The sequence below is a fragment of the Halopseudomonas pelagia genome (assembly GCF_009497895.1).
Classification (GTDB): domain Bacteria; phylum Pseudomonadota; class Gammaproteobacteria; order Pseudomonadales; family Pseudomonadaceae; genus Halopseudomonas; species Halopseudomonas pelagia_A.
Map to the genome: position 1 here is coordinate 1,585,047 of NZ_CP033116.1, position 20,741 is coordinate 1,605,787.

Genomic DNA, 20,741 nt, shown 5'->3' on the forward strand with positions numbered 1-20,741 from the left:
GATGGCCGGACATTCCAAATGGGCCAATATCAAGCACCGCAAGGCGGCCCAGGATGCCAAGCGCGGCAAGGTGTTCAACAAGCTGATCCGCGAGCTGACTGTGGCGGCCAAATTGGGCGGTCCTGAGCCGGCAGATAATCCGCGGCTGCGCTCGGCGGTGGACAAGTCGCTGACCGCCAACATGACCCGTGACACCATTGACCGCGCCATCGCGCGCGGGGCTGGCAGTAACGACGCCGACAATATGGAAGAGCTGACCTATGAAGGTTATGGCGCCGGCGGTGTAGCGATTCTGGTCGAGGTGATGACTGATAATCACAATCGCACTGTCAGTGAGGTACGTCACGCGTTCAATAAATGCGGCGGCAATCTGGGTACGGATGGATCGGTTGCCTATCTGTTTACTCGCCGTGGTCAGATCAGCTACGCCCCAGGTGTGGATGAAGACGCGCTGATGGAAGCATCGCTGGAAGCGGGCGCCGAGGACGTGTTGAGCAACGACGATGGCTCTATCGAGGTGTTCACCACCTTCGAGGAATTCGGTGCGGTCAAGGACAGCCTTGATGCGCGCGGGTTCGAAGCAGATGCTGCGGACCTCAGCATGATTCCCGCGACCACGACCGAACTGGATCTGGATACCGCCGAGAAAGTCATCCGGCTGATCGATATGCTGGAGGACCTGGACGATGTGCAGAACGTTTACAGCAATGCGGAGATTCCCGATGCGGTGCTGGAGCAGATGAGTTAGTGATCCCGGTTAGTGAAAGAGGGAGGCGAATGCCTCCCTTTTTTATTGCCCTGATCAGTTGAAGTTTTGATTCTGGCCCAAGCCAATGTGGCACACTGTGCCGCAGGTAAAATGAGAGTGGCAACAGCGTATGGCATTGATTCTGGGCATAGATCCCGGCTCGCGCACCACTGGCTACGGGATAGTCAGTGAGCGCGCGGGCAAGTGTGAATATGTGACCTCTGGCTGCATTCGGCTGGGCGGCGGACCCTTCCCGGAACGACTGAAGCTGATCTTTGAAGGCTTGACCGAGCTGATAGGCCAATACAAGCCAGAAATACTCAGTATTGAGCAGGTGTTTCTGGCGCGTAATCCGGATTCGGCTCTGAAGCTGGGGCAGGCCCGCGGCGCCGCCATAGTGGCCGCCGTTCATGCTGATATGCAGGTGCATGAGTATACTGCCAGGCAAATCAAGCAATCGGTGGTCGGTACCGGCGCGGCGGATAAATCCCAGGTGCAGCACATGGTCACCCAGTTGCTTGGGCTCTCTGGCACGCCCCAGGCCGATGCTGCAGATGCTTTGGCTGCCGCGCTCTGCCACGCCCATTCCGCCGCGTTGAACCTGCAGTTGGGTGGCGGTTTGCTTGGCTTGCGTAATGGCCGGGTGCGCAGGCGATGAGCAAAAACAACATTGAACGAGGAGCCGCTGCGTGATTGGACGCCTGAAGGGCATTCTGCTGGAAAAACAACCGCCGCATATTCTGCTGGATGTGCAGGGGGTAGGCTATGAGCTGGACGCGCCGATGAGCACTTTTTACAAGCTGCCGACCTTGGGTGAAATGGTCACTCTGCATACCCATATGGTAGTGCGTGAAGACGCGCAATTGCTTTATGCTTTTGCCGAGAAGCGCGAACGGGAATTGTTCCGTGAGCTGATCCGGCTTAACGGTGTGGGTCCTAAATTGGCGCTGGCGTTGATGTCTGGTCTCGAAGTGGACGAGTTGATTCGGGCGGTCCAGGCTCAGGATACCAGTGCGCTGGTGCGCGTGCCGGGCGTGGGCAAGAAGACCGCGGAGCGCCTGCTGATCGAATTGCGTGACCGCTTTAAAGCCTGGGAAACGCTGCCTGGCTCGTTCAAGCCATTGGCCTCTGGTGCCGCCGCTGCGGCGCCGGCCTCACACAGTGCCGATGCGGTGAGCGCCTTGATTTCGCTCGGCTACAAGCCTCAAGAGGCAAGCCGGGCGATAGCATCGGTGGAAGAGGACGGTTTGAGCAGTGAAGAGTTGATACGTCGCGCCCTCAAGGGCATCGTTTAAGCAGATTCAAAACGCACGGGTAACTCATGCTGGAAGAAGATCGCCTGATTGCTGCGAGTCCGCGGCAACAGGAAGAAGTCATAGACCGGGCCATCCGCCCCTATCGCCTGGCCGATTACATTGGCCAGCCGACAGTGCGCGAGCAGATGGAGCTGTTTATCAAGGCGGCGAAGGGCCGAGGTGAAGCGCTGGATCATGTGCTGATCTTTGGCCCGCCGGGCCTGGGCAAAACCACGCTGGCGAATATCATTGCCCAGGAGATGGGCGTCAAGATCAAGAGTACCTCCGGTCCGGTATTGGAGCGTGCCGGGGATCTGGCGGCGATGCTGACCAATCTGGAAGCAGGCGATGTGCTCTTTGTTGACGAGATACATCGGCTATCGCCGGTAGTGGAAGAAATTCTGTATCCGGCGATGGAGGATTATCAGCTCGACATCATGATCGGCGAGGGGCCCGCCGCCCGTTCCATCAAGCTGGACCTGCCACCCTTCACGCTGGTGGGCGCAACTACCCGCGCCGGCATGCTGACCAACCCATTACGAGATCGCTTCGGGATCGTGCAGCGCCTGGAATTCTATGGCGTGGATGACCTGGCCACCATTGTGCGGCGTTCAGCCGGCATTCTGGGTCTGGACCTGGCGGCGGAGGGCGCGCTTGAAGTCGCTCGCCGTTCCCGTGGTACGCCGCGTATTGCCAATCGCCTGCTGCGACGAGTGCGTGACTTCGCCGAGGTGCGCAGCAGCGGCAGCATTACCCGAGAGGTAGCCGATCAGGCATTGAACTTGCTTGATATCGATGAGAAAGGTTTTGACCATATGGATCGGCGTCTGTTGTTGGCCATGATCGACAAGTTCGATGGCGGACCAGTGGGGATCGATAGCCTGGCAGCCGCGATCAGCGAAGAGCGCCACACCATAGAAGACGTGCTGGAGCCGTTTCTGATCCAGCAGGGGTTCATCACTCGTACACCTAGAGGGCGCATCCTGACGCGTCATGCCTATGCGCATTTTGGTCTCAATCTGCCGGCGCGCATGACTCAGCCGGTCGGGGACCTTTTTCTGGATGGTGGTGGTCTGAGCGAATAATAAAAAAATATTTTCGATTTTACCGGGGAAGCACTATGCAAAGGTTACCGTTGGCTCTACATTATGCGCGCTGACAATTCCGGGCCGCCATTCGCGCTGAGAGCCCGTGTCTACTTTGAAGATACCGATGCCGGCGGCATTGTCTATTACGTCAATTACCTCAAGTTCATGGAGCGTGCGCGAACCGAGTTGGTGCGTTCTCTAGGGTTTGACCAAAGTGTCCTGCAGGTTGAAAACATTATTTTTGTTGTTCATTCGGTAGCGGCTCGTTATCACGCACCTGCGCGCCTGGATGATGAACTTGTGGTCGGTGTTGAGGTCTTGGAACTCAGGCGCGCGAGTATCCGCTTCCGTCAACTGATAACCCATGTCGACGGAAAACTGTTATGTGAGGGTGAAGTGCTGGTCGCCTGTGTCAGTGCCGATCAATACAAACCAAGAGCCATTCCGGCGGCCCTGAGTGATGCATTCAGAGCTGCTCAAGCAATTAGTAGTCAGATCGAAGGAGATGCAACGCGTGCAAGCTGATCAAATGTCCATGTGGCACCTGATTTCCACCGCCAGTGTGCTGGTGCAACTGGTGATGTTGACCCTGGTGCTCGCATCGGTTGTGTCCTGGGTGATGATTTTCCAGCGCAGCAGCTTCTTGCGTTCGGCAAAGTCGGCGTTGGACGACTTCGAAGACCGTTTCTGGTCAGGCATTGATCTGTCCAAGCTGTATCGCCAGATCACCGGTAGTCCGGATACCAATTCCGGCCTGGAGCAGATCTTTCGTGCAGGCTTCAAAGAATTTTCACGCATGCGTCAGCAGCCGGGGGTGGATCCGGATGCGGTGATGGATGCAGTACAGCGCTCCATGCGCGTAGCGATTTCCAAGGAAGAGGAGCGTCTGGAGCAACATTTGCCGTTCCTCGCCACAGTCGGTTCTACCAGTCCGTATATCGGCCTATTCGGTACGGTGTGGGGCATCATGAACTCGTTTCGTGGCCTGGCCAGTGCGCAGCAGGCTACTCTGGCGACAGTTGCTCCGGGTATTGCCGAGGCGCTTATCGCGACGGCGATCGGCCTGTTTGCGGCGATCCCTGCGGTCATTGCCTACAACCGTTTCGCTGCTCGCTCGGAAATGCTCATCAGCCGCTATTACACGTTTGCGGATGAGTTCTCCAGCATTCTGCATCGCCGCGTTCACGCCAGCAACGACGAATAATCGGGAGTTTACATGCAGGTTCGCCACGGTAGACGGCAGAAACGCAAACCGGTCGCAGAGATGAACGTCGTGCCCTATATCGACGTGATGCTGGTGCTGCTGGTTATTTTCATGGTGACCGCGCCGATGCTGAATCAGGGCGTTAACGTTGATCTGCCGCAGGTTTCCAGTGACGTGTTGCCCTCGGATGCCAACCAGCAGGTGCTGACGCTGTCGGTATTGGCCGATGGGACTTACTACTGGAACCTTGGCGAGGCCGTTGATACTGAAAATCAGACCGACAGTGCCATTAACCTGGAACAAATGGCTGATGGTGTGACCAAAATCATCAACGCGCGTCCCGATACCGTTGTGTATATACGTGGCGACCAAGAAGCCAATTATGGTCTGGTCGTTACTGCGATGGCGACGCTGCAGCAAGCTGGCGTTCCCAACGTCGGACTGATTACCGAGGCGCCGTGAATACTCGCGAAGATCAGCCGCAGGCGTCTTCAGGTTCGCTTGCTGCGCCAGTTTTAAAAGCGCTTGCAGTGCATTTGGGCGTAGCTATGATGCTGTTCGTGTCATTCAGCAGTGCGCCGGAATTTGAGCCGGCCAAGCCCATAGTGCAAGCGACCCTGGTGCAGTTGAACTCGAAGAGTCCTGCGACCACGCAAACGGATCAAAGTATTGCTGGCGAGGCTGCCAAAACTGCAGCGCCGCAGCACGAAGCAGAAGAGCTGAAGCAGGAACAGCAGAAACAGGAAGAGCAGGCGGCCGAAGCGCGCGAAGAGCGTGCCGCCGAGGCTGCTGCCGCTGCCGCCGCAGCCCGAGAGCAACAGCAGGAAGAGGCTGAGGCGCAGAAGCAGGAACAGGCAGAAGCGCAGAAAGAAGCGGAAGCGGAAAAAGCCGCTGCAGCTGCTGAAGCGCGTAAAGCCGATGCCGCGAAGAAGCTTGCTGCGGAAGAGGCGGCCAAGAAGAAAGCAGCGGATGAGGCAGCCAAGAAGCAGGCTGCTGCAGAAGCCGCGAAGAAGAAGGCCGCAGACGAGGCGAAAAAGAAAGTAGCTGCTGATGCGGCCAAGAAAGCCGAGGCCGACAAGGCCGCGCAGCAACGCCGTGACGCCGAAGAGGCCAAGGCCCGTGCCCTGGCAGAGCTGCTGGCTGACGAGACGCAGTATCAGCAGGCGCAGGCTGATGAGATTGGCGACGAGGTCGCAGCCAGCTTTGACGATCTGATCCGCCGCTACGTCAGTGAACAATGGCGCCGCCCACCGACTGCCCGTAATGGTATGGTGGTAGAAGTGGTGGTCAGCATGTTGCCAACCGGTCAGATTACCGATGCGGTGGTAGCTCGCTCCAGTGGCGATGCTGGTTTTGATCAATCCGCCGTTCAGGCAGTAAGAAACGTCGGACGCATCCCGGAGATGCAACAGCTATCCCGTGACAACCCCGCGACTTTTGATCGCATGTATCGCAAGCGCACATTGCGTTTCAAACCAGAGGATCTGTCATTTTGATGAATGTCATGAAACATTGGCTGGCCACCGCAGTTTTACTGCTGATGGCACAGAGCCTGGTTGCCCAGGAGGCAATCGAGATTACCCGTGGTACTGACAAGGCCACTCCGATTGCCGTAGTGCCCTTTGGCTGGCAGGGTGGCTCGCCATTGCCGGAAGATCTGGCTCAGATCGCATCGAACAATTTGCGCAATACAGGCATGTTTGCGCCCTTTGACCGCAGCAATATGCTCAGCAACCCCACCCAGCCGAGTGAGATTTTCCCGCGCGACTGGACCATGCTGGGTGTGGATTATGTCGTCGCTGGCAGGGTTACCAAAGATCCTGCCGCGGATCGCTTTGAGGTGACTTACAGCCTTTACAGTGTGGTGCGCGAAGAAGTGCTGTTGTCAAAGACCGTGAGCGGTACGCAAGGCCAGCTACGCGACATGGCTCACCATCTCAGTGACGAGATATTCGAGGAAATAACCGGCATTCGCGGCGCTTTCAATACCAAGCTACTCTATGTTTCAGCGGAACGTTTTTCCGCAGGGAATACGCGCTATACCTTGCAGCGTTCGGATTACGATGGTGCCCGCGCTACTACCTTATTGCAGTCGCGTGAACCGATTCTGACGCCTTCGTACGCACCGGATGGTCAGCGTATTGCTTATGTGTCGTTTGAGTCGCGTCGCCCGGAAATTTTTATCCATTACGTGCAAACCGGTCGCCGCGAGCGGATCACCAGTTTCGAAGGGCTTAACGGGGCGCCGGCCTGGTCGCCGGACGGTCAGAGACTGGCCTTCGTCTTGTCACGTGACGGTAACCCGGAGATTTATGTAATGGAGCTGGCGTCCAAGCAGATGCGCCGGGTGACCAATCACTTTGGGATTGATACCGAGCCGACCTGGATGGACAACAGCACTATCGCGTTTACCTCCGATAGAGGCGGGCGTCCGCAGATTTACAAAACCAATATAAACTCGGGTAGTGCCGAGCGGCTGACCTTTGTCGGCAACTATAATGCCAATGCGAAAATGTCGGTGGACGGCAGCACCATGGTCATGGTCCACCGCCAGGATGGCAACAGTAATTTTCATATTGCCGCACAAGACCTCAAGCGCGGCAATCTGAGGGTTTTAACACAGACATCGTTAGATGAGTCACCTACTGTCGCACCTAACGGTACTATGTTAATTTATGCAACCCGTCAACAGGGACGGGGCGTTCTCATGCTGGTATCTACCAATGGTCGTGCTAGGTCGGAGATTCCGACTCAATTCACTGACCTGCGCGTGCCATCATGGTCCCCATACCTGCCTTAAGGGTGTAACAACACTAAACCATATGGGGTTTTCCAGGAGTTCTATGATGCAAGTATCTAAAATTGGCAAGTTTGCGGCACTGGTTGTGGCTTTCGGCGTAATCGTTGGCTGTTCCTCTAAAGGCGGCGATACCGCTGGTACTGGCGCGGTTGATCCGAATGCCGGTTACACCAGCCCGTCCTCTTCCTCCAGCGATAACGGCATGAGCAGCGAAGAAGCCGCTCTGCGTGCTATCACTACCTTCTACTTCGAGTACGACAGTGCTGATCTGAAGCCAGAAGCCATGCGCGCCCTTGACGTTCACGCCAAGGACCTGAAGGCTGCTGGTAACCGTGTAGTGCTGGAAGGCCACACTGACGAGCGCGGCACCCGCGAATACAACATGGCACTGGGCGAGCGTCGTGCTGCTGCTGTTCAGCGCTATCTGGTTCTGCAGGGTGTTTCTGCCGGTCAGCTGGAACTGGTTTCCTACGGTGAAGAAAATGCGGCTGCTACTGGTTCCAGCGAAGAAGCTTGGGCCCAGAATCGTCGCGTAGAACTGCGTAAGTAAGAGGTCTTATGAAAGGGTTCAGAGGATTTACAGCAGCCTGTTTGTTATTGCCGTTCGCGGCTGTGGCGCAGGTACCCGTAACCGACGGTAGTGTGGGCGGTGCCCGCGGCAACCAGTCGGTGTCCTCTGCACCCGGACAGGCCCAGGCTGGCCTTTCCATGGAAGGCCAGCTTATGCAGCAGTTGTATCAGCTGCAACAGGAAGTATCCATGCTGCGTGGCTTGGTAGAAGAGCAGGAATACAAGCTCAAGCAGATGGAGCAGGATCAGTTGGATCGTTATGAAGATCTTGACCGTAGAGTGTCTTCGGGCATGAGCGGTGGAGCTCCGAACAACGCGCAGGGCCCGCTGGACGGACCTCTTCCGACCGGTAGCAGTAACGGCACATCCGCAGCGGATGGCCAAAGTAACTCTCCTGCTCAAAACGGCGCAGCCAGCACGGCTGAGGCTGATCCAGAGCGAGAAAAATTGATTTATGACGCGGCTTTTGACCTGGTCAAGGCGCGTGATTTTGACAAAGCCATTCAAGCTTTCACTGCGTTCGTTCGTCGTTACCCGCGCAGCGAGTATGCCGGTAACGCCCAGTATTGGTTGGGCGAGATTCATCTGGTGGAGTCCGACCTGGAATCTGCCGGGCGCGCTTTTGCGCTGGTGGTCAGCGAATATCCTGGCCATCGCAAAGAGGCTGACGCTCTTTACAAGCTGGCTGAGGTAGAACGCCGCTTGGGCAACCAGGACAAAGCCGCAGCGCTGTATCGTGAAGTGCTATCCAAGCATCCGAATTCATCGGCCGCTCAGTTGGCACGCCGTGATCTGGATGCGCAGAGCTAGTAGCCGTTCCTCCCCCCGGTATTTTCGAACCACAGGACGTGCCTAAACGTCCTGTTGGCTGCGTTTCCCCAGACTGACCTTTCCGCTACACTACGCGCCGTCACTCTTAAGACACTTTCACGCTACAGACAATTATTGCTTCAGCCGAGCGCACTGCGTTCAGCCTGGCTGCTGAATGATTGTATTTGGGCCTCTGCCTGTTTAGCAGTCCAGCCCGGGGAAACCAAGCATGACCATTGATTCGTCCGCGACTCTGCGCATGACAGAGATTTTCTATTCCATCCAGGGGGAAAGTCGCAGCCTGGGCCTGCCCACGGTTTTTGTGCGCCTGACCGGCTGCCCGCTGCGCTGCCAATATTGTGATACGGCATATGCCTTCAGTGGTGGCGAGCTGATGAGCCTGGAGCAGATTCTCCTGCAGGTTGCTTCCTATAGGCCGCGCTACGTGTGCGTTACAGGTGGCGAGCCGCTGGCCCAGCCAAGTGCCATTCCTTTGCTGCAGGCGCTCTGTGAAGCCGGCTACAAGGTGTCACTGGAGACCAGCGGCGCGCTGGATGTCAGCACGGTGGACGAGCGGGTGAGCAGGGTGGTGGACATTAAAACCCCCGATTCCGATGAGATGGGACGCAACCTTTACGCCAATCTGGCATTACTGGGGCAGCATGATCAGGTCAAATTCGTGATCTGCAGCCGTAGTGATTATGAGTGGGCGCGCTTCAAACTGGATGAATATGCCTTGGCGGATAGCGTGGGCGAAGTGCTGTTTTCCCCGAGCCACGCGCAACTCACTCCCCGGCAATTGGCCGAATGGATTGTTGAAGACAATCTACCCGTACGATTTCAGATGCAGTTGCATAAATACCTGTGGAATGACGAGCCAGGACATTGATATGACCGATGCAATGAAGAAAAAAGCCGTGGTATTGCTATCTGGCGGTCTGGACTCCGCTACGGTATTGGCGATGGCCCAGGCTGACGGCTATTCGTGCTACACCCTGAGTTTTGATTACGGTCAGAGACATCGCGCTGAGCTCGACGCTGCGAAACGCCTGGCTGCCAGTGCCGCGGTGGTTGAGCACAAGGTCATCGGTCTGGATCTGGATGGTATGGGTGGCTCGGCTTTGACAGATGACTCGCTGGCAGTGCCTGAGTCGCTCCAGCAGGGTATACCGATTACCTATGTGCCGGCGCGCAATACGGTATTTCTAGCGCTTGCTTTGGGTTGGGCGGAAGTGCTCGACGCCCAGGATATCTTCATCGGCGTCAATGCAGTGGATTACTCGGGCTACCCGGATTGTCGGCCGGCGTTTATTGAAGCCTTTGAGCGGGTTGCTAATCTGGCGACCAAAGCCGGGGTTGAAGGCGTGGGTTTTCGGATTCTGGCTCCCTTGCAAGATATGACCAAAGGCGAAATCGTTGCTGAAGGCACCCGCTTGGGTATCGACTACGCATTGACGGTGTCTTGTTACCAGGCTGATGACCTGGGGCGCGCGTGCGGGCGTTGTGATAGCTGCCGTTTGCGCTCTGCGGGGTTCTCCGCCGCTGGGGTAGCGGATGCTACTGTCTACCAGCCATCAAGTAACACCGTCTGATTTATTGCTAATTTCTTCTTGATTTTATCTGATAAATCAGTACTATAGCGCGCGTTCCGGGTCGTTAGCTCAGTTGGTAGAGCAGTTGGCTTTTAACCAATTGGTCGTAGGTTCGAATCCTACACGACCCACCATTTTATTCCGCGTAAACCCCCTCCAGAGTTCCCTCCCGGCATTTATACCGCTGGCGTTTTCTTGTTGTGTTCTGCCATTCGCTCTTCTGCCCGTAGAAAAATGTTGAACCCCATGCTTGGCGCCGAGTCACATTTCCTGAAGGCGATAAAGCCTGGTAAAGCTGCTCATTTAAGTAGCTACTTTCATACTCAGGTATGCAAAACACCCAATGTGTTTTATGTATGCGCAGAGAAGGATGGATGCAATGACCACTACTAATTCGAAAGATGTAATTGAAGTTCTCAACGATCTGATCGAAACCAGCAAAGATGGTGAAGCGGGTTTCAAGGTCTGTGCCGAAGACGTCAAACGCCCCGACCTGAAAGCCTTGTTTTCAGACCGTGCCGTTGAGTGTGGGAAAGCCGCCAGTGAACTGCAGGCGATTGTATTCCAGCTGGGCGGCGACCCAGAGAACAGCACGAGTCTGGCAGGCGACATGCATCGTCGCTGGGTTGACTTGAAGTCGGCAATTACTGGCAAGAGTGATGAAGGCGTGCTCAATGAGTGCGAGCGTGGCGAAGATGTCGCCAAGAAGAGCTACAAAGAAGCGCTTGAAAAGGATCTGCCCGCCGATGTGCGTGCAGTGGTAGAGCGTCAGTATCAGGGTGTGCTGCGCAACCACGATCAGATCAAGGCTTTGCGCGACTCCGAGCGTGCGAAAAGCTGATAGTGCCTGCTCTCGAGTGCAGCGAAAGCTGCGCTCGAGAGCCTTGTTTTGCTACGACTGTATCTTCGCTTTGCCAGCTCTTCCCGAGTCCTTTCTCGTTACCAGCTCATTCCCTGTCGATTCAAATCCCATTAAACCGATTGCTGTCTATCCGTCACTCCCCGGGATCAGCTACGTTTTCGTATGAGCCACCTTCCAGCGGCTGCCACCACATTTCCATGAAGACAAAACCGATAGTCACCAGTGTCAGCAGACCGACACCGATAATGCAGGCGGCGAAGAAACGGGTGTGGTCGTTCCTTGGCATTTTCATATAGGACGGCAGGCCGAAGAACAGCAAGATGCATGACAGGGCCGCGCCCAGGGCGCCAACGATCAGCAGTACCGGGCGATAGGGGAGCATGGCCGCCAAGGCTGCCAGCATCATCGGAATTGATGTCACCGTCATAAAGGTCAAGCTGATTGGTAGCGAGGGTCTTTGCGGGACGCGAAACAACACCCATCGGGTCATAAAGCTCATCACCAGCAACCCCGCTAGAAAACCCAGGTAGCACATCAGCCCCAGCAAAGCTGCACTGCCGGGGGTCAAGTACTGCCTTTCCTCGCCGCCGTAAAAACTCCATCCAGTGTGGGCGGCACCGATATAGCAGGCGATAGCGGGAATCAGTGGCCCGAGCAGCATCAAGGGGAGAAACCCCCACGGATGTTGATCGGCATCCTTGCGGATATTGGTCCAGGCGTCAGCTGGGGTGGTGAGTAGTGCAGGTAAGTGAGCCAGCATGGCAATCTCCTCTTGCTTGGTTTTATGCCCTTACTTTCTCGACTGGTGCGCACGGGGTTAAGTTCAAGTTACACAAGGGTGCCGCGTGGTAATATGGGCATGCTATTCAACACAGGATCAACTCATGTCACAGATTCCCGAACGGGTCCTGGTGCAGGCGCACCTCGCGGCCAAGCAGGTTGCGCCGCTGACCGACGCCGAACAGGCTGACTACAAGCGCCGCATTGCCGAAGAGCTCAAGGCTCAGAATGCGGTGCTGGTGGCGCATTACTACACCGATCCGCTGCTGCAGTCGTTGGCGGAGGAGACCGGTGGCTGCGTATCGGATTCGCTGGAAATGGCGCGTTTTGGCCGTGACCATCCGGCCACCACACTGGTGGTTGCCGGTGTGCGTTTCATGGGCGAGACGTCGAAGATTCTCAGCCCGGAAAAGCGCGTGCTGATGCCGACGCTGGATGCCACCTGTTCGCTGGATATTGGCTGCCCAATCGATGAGTTTTCTGCGTTTTGCGACCAGCACCCGGATCGCACCGTGGTGGTATATGCCAATACCTCTGCGGCGGTGAAGGCACGCGCCGATTGGGTCGTGACTTCCAGCTGCGCCTTGCAGATTGTCGAGCACCTGATGGACCAGGGGCAAAAGATTCTGTGGGCGCCGGATCAGCATCTGGGTAATTACATTCAGCGTGAAACCGGTGCGGATATGCTGCTGTGGGAAGGCTCCTGCATTGTGCATGAGGAGTTCAAGGCCAAGGCGCTATTGGATCTGAAAGCGGTGTACCCGGATGCGGCGATTCTGGTTCATCCTGAGTCGCCGATGTCGGTGATTGAGTTGGCTGACGCGGTAGGGTCGACTAGTCAGTTGATCAAGGCAACGCAGACGCTGCCCAACCCGACCTTTATCGTCGCCACCGATCGCGGCATTTTCTACAAGATGCAACAGGGCGCGCCGGATAAACAACTTATTGAAGCACCTACTGCCGGCAATGGCGCCACCTGCCGCAGTTGCGCACATTGCCCCTGGATGGCGATGAACACGCTGCCCCGTCTGCTGGAGAGCCTGCAGCAGGGCAGTAACGAGATTCACGTGGCGGCCGAGCTGATACCGCGCGCGGTGCAGCCGTTGGAGCGGATGCTCAACTTCACCCGCCAGGCTAATCTGGCGGCCAAGGGTAACGCCTGATCAGAAGCTTTTGAGGATTTCGCGCTGATTGGCGAGATCCTGCTGCCTGGCGTCAATACGTGCGCTCATGACGTAATTGTCGCCCGCGCGCCTGGCCGCCAGGTCAAGTTGCTGGCCTGCCTGGTCCAGGTCGCCGGCGAGCATGAAGTACTCGGCCCTGGCCAGATGTACGCCGAGAATATTACCCGCCAAACCACGAATTTCGGCTGCCAGATACCAGACATCCGGATCACTGCTGCGCTGGGCGGCGAGTTTGTCGATGGCTTGCTCTGCTTCCTGGTAACGCGTGGCACGCAACAGCATGTCGGCCCGCGCTTCCAGTAACGGGTAGTTGCCTGGATTTATCTGCAGCAGTCGGTCGATTCGGCCAAGTGCCTGATCCAGGCGGTTCTGTGCGGCGTCAAGCTCCACTGCTGCCAGAGTGACGGTGACGTTATCCGGATATTCCTCAAGCAGAGGTTCAAGCGCCTCTGTTGCTTCCGCATACTGTGCGCTGCGGGTCAATGCCAGTACCAGCCCGTAGCGCGCCGCGGCGTGGTCACCCTCATGCTCGTCCAGCAGAATGCGAAAGCGCTGCACTGCCAGGCCAGGATTGCGTTCGTGGTGCAATTGCACACGCGCGCGCATCATTTGATATTCCACGCTGTCACGCCGACCATCGCCAGGTAATTGCTCGGCGCGGTTACGCGAGTCGGCAATCCGCGACTGGTTGACCGGGTGAGTCAGCAAAAATTCGGGCGGAGTGCGACTGAATCGGCTCAGTCGGGCCAGGCGCTCGAACATATCCGGCATGGCGGTAGGATCGTACCCGGCGTTGTCGAGATTTAGCAGGCCGATACGGTCGGCCTCCTGTTCATTCTGGCGTGAGAAGCGACGCTGCTCCTGGATCGCGGCTGCCTGAGTCGAGGCCAGGGCAGCAAAGCCGGCGTCACCGCCGCCGGCCGCAGCCAGTATTACGCTGGCCAGCATCGCGGTCATGACCGGTATGCGCATACGCTGCTGTTGTTCCAGGCCGCGAGAAAAATGCCGCTGCGAGAGGTGAGCCAGTTCATGTGCCATCACCGAGGCGAACTCTGCCTCGGTATGGGCGTTGAGAAACAGCCCGCCGTTGACGCCAACGACTCCGCCGGGAGCGGCAAAAGCGTTCAGCTGCGGACTTTCTATCAGGACAAACGTCAGGCGCGGATCACTTAACTGACTGGTCTCGGCCAGACTGAAAACGTGCCGTTCAATGAAGTCCTTCAGCAACGGATCATCCATGGTCGCCACTGAGCCACGCAGCATGGAAAGCCAGGCCCGGCCGAGTTGGTATTCCTGCTCGCGGGACATGAGCGATGAACTGGTGTCGCCCAGAGAGGGCAGGTTGAACTCATCCGCCTGCGCCGCTTGAGGCACAGCGATGGTGGTCAGTACGCAAAAGGCCAGCGTCTTGACCATTGCCAAGGTTACAAACGGGTTGAATTGCATGATTACCTTTGCGCCTGTCCGGATTGGGGTGTCTGCGTGAGTCCATGCAGAGCTATACTGTAACACTTGCTACTGAGGAGTTTACGCATGGCGGCTGATCCAACAGCGCTGAAAATCGATCACGATGTGTCCCGCACTCTGGATGCTCGAGGTTTGTCCTGTCCGCTGCCGCTGCTCAAGACCAAGCTGGAGCTGAATACCATGAAGGCGGATGAGATTCTGCATGTGCTGGCGACCGACGCTGGTTCGCAACGTGATCTTCAGCGCTTCTCTGAACTGTCTGGCAACAAACTGATTGCAGCTGAGATATTGGACGACGAGTTTCATTATTGGTTGCGCAAGAGGTGAGATCAACAGGTATGTTGAAGGTTTTCCAGGGGTGGATGCACCGCTATTTCTCCGACGAAGAAGCGGTAGTGCTGGCGGTGGTGTTGGCGTTGGGCTTTGCCATTATCATCAGCTTTGGTGACAAACTTGCGCCCCTGCTTACCGGTTTGGTGTTGGCGTATCTGCTGCAGGGTCTGGTGACCTTGTTGCGCCGCTGGCATGTCCCGCACGCACTCTCGGTATGGCTGGTCTTTCTGCTTTTTCTCGGCGCGCTGTCTGCATTGCTTGGTGTTGTGGTGCCGCTGGTTTGGAGGCAGATCACCAATTTGTTCAATGAGCTGCCGCGCATGTTGGTGCAGTGGCAGGCTCAGCTTGAACACTTGCCCGAGCAATATCCGGCACTCATCTCCCAGGGACAGATTGAGCGATTAATCGGCTCTATAAATGGTGAACTGGGGCAGTTCGGGCAGTGGGTGCTTTCTCAATCTCTGGCCAGCCTGCCGATGCTGGTGACCATTCTGGTCTATCTGGTACTGGTACCGATTCTGGTGTTTTTCTTTCTGATGGATAACCAGAAGATCAGCAACTGGATGGTCAGCCAGTTGCCCCGTGAGCGCCGACTGATGAACCAGGTGTGGACGGAGATGAATCAGCAGATTGCCAATTATATCCGTGGCAAGGTGATCGAGATTCTGATTGTTGGCGCGGTGAGCTACATCTGTTTTGCGGTGCTCAAGGTCAACTACGCAGCACTGCTGGCTGTGGTGGTGGGGCTCTCGGTATTGGTACCCTATATTGGCGCAACGGTGGCGACCATACCGGTAGCGCTCATTGGCCTGTTCCAGTGGGGGCTGGGCAATGAGTTCATGGTGCTGATGATCGTCTATGCGGTTATTCAAGCGCTGGATGGCAATGTGCTGGTGCCTATCCTGTTCTCAGAGGCGGTCAACCTGCATCCAGTGGCGATCATCGCGGCGATATTGATTTTTGGTGGGTTGTGGGGTTTCTGGGGAATATTTTTTGCCATACCGTTGGCGACGCTGTTCAAGGCAGTGCTGTACGCATGGCCGCGTGGCGTGGAAGCGGCCCATGACGCCGCCCCGGTCGGGCACCCGGGAACGGCGGAGCAGCTCGACTGATCAGCCGTTCAATTCCTGAGCGGCTTGCAATACTTCGGCGACATGCCCTTTGACTTTGACCTTGCGCCACTCACGACGCAACACGCCCTGTTTGTCGATCAGGAAGGTACTGCGTTCGATCCCTTCGTATTCTTTGCCATACATCTGCTTCAGCTTAATCACATCAAACAGTCGGCAGAGGCTCTCATCGCCGTCGCTGATCAGTTCGAAGGGAAAGCTTTGCTTGGACTTGAAGTTCTCATGGGTGCGCAGGCTGTCCTTGGATACCCCAAGAATCAGCGTGTGAGCAGCGACGAAGTCGGCGTGCATATCGCGGAAGTCCTGGCCCTGGGTGGTGCAGCCAGGGGTATTGTCCTTGGGGTAGAAATAGATCACCAGTTGAGTGCCAGCGAGGGTCGCAAGATTGACCTCCTGCCCGCCGGTCGCCTGTGCGCTGAAGTCGGGAACGGGTTTGTCCAGAGTGACGCTCATATTGATACCTCTAGCCGGGTATGGGAATTAATGAATAGGTCGCCAGGGTTCAATCACGGCGTCCAGGTTCAGCTCATCGCAAAAGTCGAGAAACTGTTCGCGCAACCAGCTGAGCTGGGTCTTGGCCGGGATGGCGATAGTCAGTGTCATATTCAGCATGGCGGTGCCGGTGTGCTGGGCCATGTAGGTAAAGCTGAACAACTCCTCGATCTCGATCTCGATCTGCTGGAAGAAAGTGCAGAGCTCCGCGCACAATTCAGGACGCTGGGCGGCGGTTACAAACACATTGTAGGGAAGAGCCTGCGGACGCTCCTCCAGGCTACGGCTGCGGTTCATCGATAGCGTCAGATGCTCGCGCTTGGCAATGGTCAGCATCAGGGTTTCCAGTCGCGCCAGCGCGTCCCAGTTGCCGCTGACCTGTAGCAGCAGGGAAGTGCAGGTGCCGTGGCGGCTCATACGGCTGCTGACGATCAGGCAGCGCTGCTCAAGACACAGCCGCGTCAGAGTGGTGACCATGCTGGTGGTCTGCGAGCCCATGGCGTTGATCACCAAAAACTGATCACGTTGGCTATTGGCGGTGGACATGATGCTCCTTGACGTGAGGGCGAGCCTGTTCCGAAGGATCGGCATCGGGCTATCAGGGCTGCTATTGTCGCCGCCCACGTCAACGGGTTCAACATTCTATTAGGGCAGGATAGCCACGACAGTCAGCCCGGCACCCTGAAAGGCGTTCGCGGCCTTGATTGTCGGGGGAATTCTTCCCGGCTTCCCTTGTGCTGGCTGCACGGCGAAAGTACCATTGCGGGTCAATGTTTCAACTGGAGCAGTTGCATGATCGCAGGCAGCCTGGTGGCGCTGGTTACACCCATGGATTCACGTGGAGGCCTGGATTGGCTGGCCCTTGAGCGGCTTATCGACTTTCACCTGGAAAATGGTACTGATGGCATTGTCGCTGTCGGCACAACCGGTGAGTCGGCTACCTTGAGCATGAGCGAGCATAAGGAAGCCATTCGGCGCGTTGTTGATCAAGTAGCTGGCCGCGTTCCGGTGATAGCCGGCACGGGCGCCAACTCCACGCGCGAGGCCGTCGAGCTGACGGAGTCGGCCCGGAGCGTCAATGCTGATGCCTGTTTGCTGGTAACGCCGTATTACAACAAGCCGACCCAGGAAGGACTGTATCAGCACTATCGTTTTATTGCCGAAGCAGTGGATATTCCGCAGATTCTTTATAACGTGCCGGGCCGCACGGCCTGCGACATGTTGCCGGAGACGGTAGAGCGTCTGGCCGATACGCCGAATATCATCGGTATCAAGGAAGCCACTGGCGATCTGCAGCGTGCTCGCGAGCTGATTGACCGCGTAGGGGATCGCATGGCGGTGTATTCCGGCGATGACCCGACCGCGGTGGAATTGATCCTGATGGGCGGCAAAGGCAACATTTCAGTGACGTCCAATGTCGCTCCCAAGGCGATGCACGACCTTTGCGCTGCTGCATTGAGGGGCGATGTCGACACGGCAAGGCGTATCAATGAGTCGCTGATGCCACTGCACAAGGCACTCTTTATCGAGTCCAATCCCATACCGGTGAAATGGGCGCTGCATGAGATGGGTCTGATGGGCGATGGCTTGCGCCTGCCCCTTACGCCCCTGAGCGACCGTTGCCATGAGACGGTTCGTAACGCCCTGCGTGAATGCGGTGTGTTGTGAGCGGTACTCGACGACTTAATTTCAGCAAGGAAATCATTATGAAGCCTGTACTGGGTGCTCTATCAGTCGTGCTGCTGGGCAGCCTAAGCGGTTGTGGGTACATCTATGGTGAGGATGGCTACTTCCGTGACCGCGGCTCCGATTACCAGGCGGCGCAGATCAAGCCCAGAATGGAGGTTCCAGATGGCATTGAAAGTAAGCCGATTGGCGATCTGCTTCCGGTGCCCGGCCAGGTAACGGGCAACCAGGAGTTTGACGAATTCGAGATGCCAAGGCCGCAAGCCATGCTGGTCAGCGCAGAAGCTTCTGAATTTTCCTTGCAGCAGGATGATGCCAGACGCTGGGTTCATGCACAGCGCAGCCCTGCAGATACCTGGCCGTTGGTCAGACAGTTCTGGAATGATTACCAGGTGGGTGTCGCATCTGAATCAGCCAATCTTGGCGAAGTGGAGACTGACTGGCTCGCCTTTGACGTGCAATCAGATAACCCGCTGGTGCGGCGGATTTCTCCGGCGTTGGGTGAGGGTCGCAGCGAGGAAGACGAGCACCGCTTCCGCATGCGCGTTGAGCCTGGCGTCCAGTCGGGCAGCAGCGAGATCTTCATACTGCACACCCACCGCAGCCAGGGCGGCAATCGAGATGAATGGCCGGAGAGCTCCGACAACCTCAATCTTGAACGCGCGGTGCTGGCCGAGTTGGAAAGTTATCTGAGCCAGTCGCGTGCCGATGGCAGCACCTCACTGGTCGCGTCGCAGGAAGGTCTGATCGCCCAGCGCGCGACCTTGGATGAGGATGGCGCAGGTAACGCAGTGCTGAATATTCAGTCGGACTTCAATCGCACCTGGGCCGCCGTCGGTGACGCATTGGGCCAGGCCGACATACTGGTAACGGATCTGGACCGCAGCAGCGGCGTCTATTATGTCGATCTGGATCAGACAGCCAGCAGTCAACAGGAAAAGCCGGGCTTTTTTGGACGCCTGTTTGGTCGGGATGAGGATGAAGAGGTAACTGCTCGTCCGTTGCAGGTTCGCCTTACCCAGGTCAGCAATGGCGTTCAGGTCACCGTGGAGCGGAGTATTGAAACGGCAGCTGAGGGAGATGAAGCCCAGGCGCTGCTCACCCGTATTCGCGACAACTTGAATTGAGGGCAATAGGCTAGCCGTGCGTTATTGTTCCCTCGGCAGTGGCAGCAAAGGTAATGCAACTGTCGTCGAGTACGGCCGGACCCGTGTGCTGGTGGATTGCGGGTTCAGCTTGCGCGCCACGGAGCAGCGTCTGGCCGCCGCCGGGCTGAATGCGCGGCAGCTCAGCGCGATACTGGTGACTCACGAGCATAGCGATCATATCAACGGCGTCCAGCGCCTGGCTCGGCGGTATCAGTTACCGGTATATATGACCGCAGGAACCGGCCGCGCTATTGCCGATGCCGATTTATCCTATGAGCGAATCCAGCTGGACTGCGGTTTCACGATTGGAGATTTGCAGGTATTGCCCGTTGCAGTGCCGCATGACGCCCGGGAGCCTTGCCAGTTCATATTCGATAACGGCCAGCATCGATTCGGCATTCTGACTGACGTTGGCAACATCACGCCATGGATAATCGAGCGTTACAGTGGTCTGGACGGCCTGTTTCTGGAGGCCAATTATGATCCTCAGATGCTCGCCGAAGGGCCTTATCCGCCCAGTTTGCGAGCGCGGGTTGCGGGTGATCTGGGGCATCTGAGCAACCAGCAGGCGGCGGGACTGTTGCAGGCGATCGATCGAACCAAGCTCAAGCATGTCGCCATCGCGCACATCAGCGAGAAGAATAACCGGCCCGACCTGGCCATGGGTGAGCTTAGCCGCGCACTGCAGGGGTGGTCGGGTGATTTGCATCTGGCGGAACAGAATCAGGGCTTGCCCTGGCAAGATATTACGGGGCAACCCCTCACGTTATGCGTATAGCAGGAGCCGATAATGGAAAAACGCACTGAACTCTATCGTGGCAAGGCAAAATCGGTTTACACCACCGATGATGCGGATCGTTTGATCCTGCTGTTTCGCAATGACACCTCTGCTTTCGACGGCAAGAAGATCGAGCAGTTGGATCGCAAGGGCATGGTCAACAACCGCTTTAACGCCTTTATCATGGAAAAGCTAGAGGCGGCCGGGGTGCCGACTCAGTTCGACGCGCTGCTCTCCGACACCGAAGTGCTGGTCAAAAAGCTGGATATGATTCCGGTCGAATGCGTGGTGCGCAATTACGCCGCCGGCAGTCTGGTCAAGCGCTTGGGCATTGAAGAAGGCACCGCTCTGGTCCCACCGACATTTGAGCTGTTTTTGAAAGACGACGCCAAAGGCGACCCCTTCATCAACGCGTCTCATGTGGTCACTTTTGGCTGGGCCACCGCAGCGCAACTGGATCGCATGCAGGAACTGACCCTGATGGTTAACGCGATCCTCACCCAGTTGTTTGATCAAGCGGGCCTGATGCTGGTCGACTTCAAACTGGAATTCGGCCTGTTCAAGGGCGAGATCGTGTTGGGCGATGAGTTCAGCCCTGACGGCTGCCGCCTGTGGGACAAGGAAACCGGCAAGAAGATGGACAAGGACCGCTTCCGTCAGGGGCTTGGTGGCGTCATTGAAGCCTACGAAGAAGTCGCCCAGCGTCTGGGTGTGTCTCTACCCTAGCCAGCGCCGAACTGCTTCCGTCCACAGCGCCGCATCTGCTAAGATGCG

Annotated in this window: 25 protein-coding genes and 1 tRNA gene; 22 read left to right on the top strand and 4 right to left on the bottom strand. The window is 56.9% G+C overall.

Going from position 1 to position 20,741, the window contains the following annotated elements; genetic code table 11:
• Position 1: 1 nt before the first annotated feature.
• The 15 genes from EAO82_RS07520 to EAO82_RS07590 all read left to right on the top strand — a co-directional run bounded on the left by EAO82_RS07520 (position 2) and on the right by EAO82_RS07590 (position 10,948).
• The gene (locus tag EAO82_RS07520) at positions 2 to 748 is read left to right on the top strand and encodes a YebC/PmpR family DNA-binding transcriptional regulator (RefSeq protein WP_096346237.1); all 747 of its coding nucleotides are present in this window, start codon (positions 2 to 4) and stop codon (positions 746 to 748) included.
• 130 nt (positions 749 to 878) lie between these two features.
• Complete coding sequence (gene ruvC / locus EAO82_RS07525; protein WP_096346236.1) at positions 879 to 1,406, top strand: crossover junction endodeoxyribonuclease RuvC; 528 nt, start codon at positions 879 to 881, stop codon at positions 1,404 to 1,406.
• A 31-nt stretch (positions 1,407 to 1,437) separates the two neighbouring features.
• On the top strand, positions 1,438 to 2,043 hold the full coding sequence (gene ruvA / locus EAO82_RS07530; protein WP_096346235.1) for a Holliday junction branch migration protein RuvA: 606 nt from the start codon (positions 1,438 to 1,440) through the stop codon (positions 2,041 to 2,043).
• Positions 2,044 to 2,069: 26 nt separating this feature from the next.
• The gene (gene ruvB / locus EAO82_RS07535; protein WP_096346234.1) at positions 2,070 to 3,128 is read left to right on the top strand and encodes a Holliday junction branch migration DNA helicase RuvB; all 1,059 of its coding nucleotides are present in this window, start codon (positions 2,070 to 2,072) and stop codon (positions 3,126 to 3,128) included.
• A 63-nt stretch (positions 3,129 to 3,191) separates the two neighbouring features.
• A complete protein-coding gene (ybgC, locus tag EAO82_RS07540; RefSeq protein ID WP_096346233.1) occupies positions 3,192 to 3,656 on the top strand; it encodes a tol-pal system-associated acyl-CoA thioesterase in 465 nt (154 codons plus the stop codon).
• 4 nt (positions 3,657 to 3,660) lie between these two features.
• Positions 3,661 to 4,335, top strand: a complete 675-nt coding sequence (gene tolQ, locus EAO82_RS07545) for a protein TolQ (protein WP_096346300.1) — start codon at positions 3,661 to 3,663, stop codon at positions 4,333 to 4,335.
• Between the two features lie 12 nt (positions 4,336 to 4,347).
• The gene (gene tolR, locus EAO82_RS07550) at positions 4,348 to 4,797 is read left to right on the top strand and encodes a protein TolR (protein ID WP_096346232.1); all 450 of its coding nucleotides are present in this window, start codon (positions 4,348 to 4,350) and stop codon (positions 4,795 to 4,797) included.
• A complete protein-coding gene (gene tolA / locus EAO82_RS07555) occupies positions 4,794 to 5,831 on the top strand; it encodes a cell envelope integrity protein TolA (RefSeq protein ID WP_321540966.1) in 1,038 nt (345 codons plus the stop codon). Before tolR ends, tolA begins: the two co-directional genes overlap by 4 nt.
• Positions 5,828 to 7,135, top strand: coding sequence for a Tol-Pal system beta propeller repeat protein TolB (gene tolB, locus EAO82_RS07560; RefSeq protein WP_394243659.1), 1,308 nt, complete (start codon positions 5,828 to 5,830; stop codon positions 7,133 to 7,135). The genes tolA and tolB overlap by 4 nt, the downstream gene beginning before the upstream one ends.
• Before the next feature lie 46 nt (positions 7,136 to 7,181).
• A complete protein-coding gene (gene pal, locus EAO82_RS07565; protein WP_096346230.1) occupies positions 7,182 to 7,685 on the top strand; it encodes a peptidoglycan-associated lipoprotein Pal in 504 nt (167 codons plus the stop codon).
• Between the two features lie 8 nt (positions 7,686 to 7,693).
• Positions 7,694 to 8,515 (top strand): tol-pal system protein YbgF, encoded by an 822-nt coding sequence (gene ybgF / locus EAO82_RS07570; RefSeq protein ID WP_096346229.1) that lies wholly within the window; start codon positions 7,694 to 7,696, stop codon positions 8,513 to 8,515.
• 229 nt (positions 8,516 to 8,744) lie between these two features.
• On the top strand, positions 8,745 to 9,404 hold the full coding sequence (queE, locus tag EAO82_RS07575) for a 7-carboxy-7-deazaguanine synthase QueE (protein ID WP_096346228.1): 660 nt from the start codon (positions 8,745 to 8,747) through the stop codon (positions 9,402 to 9,404).
• 13 nt (positions 9,405 to 9,417) lie between these two features.
• Positions 9,418 to 10,107, top strand: a complete 690-nt coding sequence (gene queC / locus EAO82_RS07580) for a 7-cyano-7-deazaguanine synthase QueC (RefSeq protein WP_231703344.1) — start codon at positions 9,418 to 9,420, stop codon at positions 10,105 to 10,107.
• 58 nt (positions 10,108 to 10,165) lie between these two features.
• Positions 10,166 to 10,241: transfer RNA gene (locus EAO82_RS07585), tRNA-Lys, on the top strand.
• Between the two features lie 245 nt (positions 10,242 to 10,486).
• The gene (locus EAO82_RS07590; protein ID WP_174958778.1) at positions 10,487 to 10,948 is read left to right on the top strand and encodes a PA2169 family four-helix-bundle protein; all 462 of its coding nucleotides are present in this window, start codon (positions 10,487 to 10,489) and stop codon (positions 10,946 to 10,948) included.
• Positions 10,949 to 11,102: 154 nt separating this feature from the next.
• Here the strand turns inward: EAO82_RS07590 and EAO82_RS07595 are convergent, their stop codons facing one another.
• Positions 11,103 to 11,729, bottom strand: a complete 627-nt coding sequence (locus tag EAO82_RS07595) for a Yip1 family protein (RefSeq protein ID WP_096346225.1) — start codon at positions 11,727 to 11,729, stop codon at positions 11,103 to 11,105.
• Positions 11,730 to 11,853: 124 nt separating this feature from the next.
• On the opposite strand from EAO82_RS07595, the gene nadA reads away from it, so the two are divergent.
• A complete protein-coding gene (gene nadA, locus EAO82_RS07600) occupies positions 11,854 to 12,912 on the top strand; it encodes a quinolinate synthase NadA (protein WP_096346224.1) in 1,059 nt (352 codons plus the stop codon).
• On the opposite strand, the gene EAO82_RS07605 is transcribed toward nadA, so the two are convergent.
• Positions 12,913 to 14,379 (bottom strand): M48 family metalloprotease, encoded by a 1,467-nt coding sequence (locus tag EAO82_RS07605; RefSeq protein WP_231703306.1) that lies wholly within the window; start codon positions 14,377 to 14,379, stop codon positions 12,913 to 12,915.
• Positions 14,380 to 14,466: 87 nt separating this feature from the next.
• Here EAO82_RS07605 and EAO82_RS07610 point away from each other — a divergent pair, with 87 nt between their 5' ends.
• Positions 14,467 to 14,727, top strand: a complete 261-nt coding sequence (locus tag EAO82_RS07610; RefSeq protein WP_096346223.1) for a sulfurtransferase TusA family protein — start codon at positions 14,467 to 14,469, stop codon at positions 14,725 to 14,727.
• 11 nt (positions 14,728 to 14,738) lie between these two features.
• Entirely contained in the window at positions 14,739 to 15,845 is a 1,107-nt protein-coding gene (locus EAO82_RS07615; RefSeq protein WP_096346222.1) for an AI-2E family transporter, read from the top strand.
• On the opposite strand, the gene EAO82_RS07620 is transcribed toward EAO82_RS07615, so the two are convergent.
• Entirely contained in the window at positions 15,846 to 16,316 is a 471-nt protein-coding gene (locus EAO82_RS07620; RefSeq protein ID WP_096346221.1) for a peroxiredoxin, read from the bottom strand.
• Positions 16,317 to 16,343: 27 nt separating this feature from the next.
• A complete protein-coding gene (locus tag EAO82_RS07625) occupies positions 16,344 to 16,901 on the bottom strand; it encodes a glycine cleavage system protein R (protein WP_096346220.1) in 558 nt (185 codons plus the stop codon).
• Positions 16,902 to 17,147: 246 nt separating this feature from the next.
• On the opposite strand from EAO82_RS07625, the gene dapA reads away from it, so the two are divergent.
• The 4 genes from dapA to purC are packed head-to-tail and all read left to right on the top strand — an operon-like array spanning position 17,148 to position 20,693.
• Entirely contained in the window at positions 17,148 to 18,023 is an 876-nt protein-coding gene (gene dapA / locus EAO82_RS07630; RefSeq protein ID WP_096346219.1) for a 4-hydroxy-tetrahydrodipicolinate synthase, read from the top strand.
• 38 nt (positions 18,024 to 18,061) lie between these two features.
• Complete coding sequence (gene bamC / locus EAO82_RS07635) at positions 18,062 to 19,168, top strand: outer membrane protein assembly factor BamC (RefSeq protein WP_174958781.1); 1,107 nt, start codon at positions 18,062 to 18,064, stop codon at positions 19,166 to 19,168.
• A 16-nt stretch (positions 19,169 to 19,184) separates the two neighbouring features.
• Positions 19,185 to 19,967: an MBL fold metallo-hydrolase gene (locus EAO82_RS07640; RefSeq protein ID WP_096346217.1), complete on the top strand. Its 783-nt coding sequence runs from the start codon at positions 19,185 to 19,187 to the stop codon at positions 19,965 to 19,967.
• 12 nt (positions 19,968 to 19,979) lie between these two features.
• Positions 19,980 to 20,693 carry a phosphoribosylaminoimidazolesuccinocarboxamide synthase gene (purC, locus tag EAO82_RS07645; protein ID WP_096346216.1) on the top strand — a complete coding sequence of 238 codons (714 nt, stop codon included), beginning with the start codon at positions 19,980 to 19,982 and terminating at the stop codon, positions 20,691 to 20,693.
• The last annotated feature ends 48 nt before the right edge of the window (positions 20,694 to 20,741 follow it).

Bases quoted from the DNA above. Each gene is read 5' to 3' on its own strand.
- pal (WP_096346230.1), top strand. From the start codon at position 7,182: ATGCAAGTATCTAAAATTGGCAAGTTTGCGGCACTGGTTGTGGCTTTC.
- EAO82_RS07620 (WP_096346221.1), bottom strand. From the start codon at position 16,316: ATGAGCGTCACTCTGGACAAACCCGTTCCCGACTTCAGCGCACAGGCG.
- tolQ (WP_096346300.1), top strand. From the start codon at position 3,661: ATGTCCATGTGGCACCTGATTTCCACCGCCAGTGTGCTGGTGCAACTG.
- ybgC (WP_096346233.1), top strand. From the start codon at position 3,192: ATGCGCGCTGACAATTCCGGGCCGCCATTCGCGCTGAGAGCCCGTGTC.
- EAO82_RS07610 (WP_096346223.1), top strand. From the start codon at position 14,467: ATGGCGGCTGATCCAACAGCGCTGAAAATCGATCACGATGTGTCCCGC.
- dapA (WP_096346219.1), top strand. From the start codon at position 17,148: ATGATCGCAGGCAGCCTGGTGGCGCTGGTTACACCCATGGATTCACGT.
- ruvB (WP_096346234.1), top strand. From the start codon at position 2,070: ATGCTGGAAGAAGATCGCCTGATTGCTGCGAGTCCGCGGCAACAGGAA.
- EAO82_RS07520 (WP_096346237.1), top strand. From the start codon at position 2: ATGGCCGGACATTCCAAATGGGCCAATATCAAGCACCGCAAGGCGGCC.
- tolR (WP_096346232.1), top strand. From the start codon at position 4,348: ATGCAGGTTCGCCACGGTAGACGGCAGAAACGCAAACCGGTCGCAGAG.
- nadA (WP_096346224.1), top strand. From the start codon at position 11,854: ATGTCACAGATTCCCGAACGGGTCCTGGTGCAGGCGCACCTCGCGGCC.
- queC (WP_231703344.1), top strand. From the start codon at position 9,418: ATGAAGAAAAAAGCCGTGGTATTGCTATCTGGCGGTCTGGACTCCGCT.
- ruvC (WP_096346236.1), top strand. From the start codon at position 879: ATGGCATTGATTCTGGGCATAGATCCCGGCTCGCGCACCACTGGCTAC.
- queE (WP_096346228.1), top strand. From the start codon at position 8,745: ATGACCATTGATTCGTCCGCGACTCTGCGCATGACAGAGATTTTCTAT.
- EAO82_RS07590 (WP_174958778.1), top strand. From the start codon at position 10,487: ATGACCACTACTAATTCGAAAGATGTAATTGAAGTTCTCAACGATCTG.
- ybgF (WP_096346229.1), top strand. From the start codon at position 7,694: ATGAAAGGGTTCAGAGGATTTACAGCAGCCTGTTTGTTATTGCCGTTC.
- EAO82_RS07615 (WP_096346222.1), top strand. From the start codon at position 14,739: ATGTTGAAGGTTTTCCAGGGGTGGATGCACCGCTATTTCTCCGACGAA.
- EAO82_RS07625 (WP_096346220.1), bottom strand. From the start codon at position 16,901: ATGTCCACCGCCAATAGCCAACGTGATCAGTTTTTGGTGATCAACGCC.
- bamC (WP_174958781.1), top strand. From the start codon at position 18,062: ATGAAGCCTGTACTGGGTGCTCTATCAGTCGTGCTGCTGGGCAGCCTA.
- EAO82_RS07595 (WP_096346225.1), bottom strand. From the start codon at position 11,729: ATGCTGGCTCACTTACCTGCACTACTCACCACCCCAGCTGACGCCTGG.
- EAO82_RS07605 (WP_231703306.1), bottom strand. From the start codon at position 14,379: ATGCAATTCAACCCGTTTGTAACCTTGGCAATGGTCAAGACGCTGGCC.
- purC (WP_096346216.1), top strand. From the start codon at position 19,980: ATGGAAAAACGCACTGAACTCTATCGTGGCAAGGCAAAATCGGTTTAC.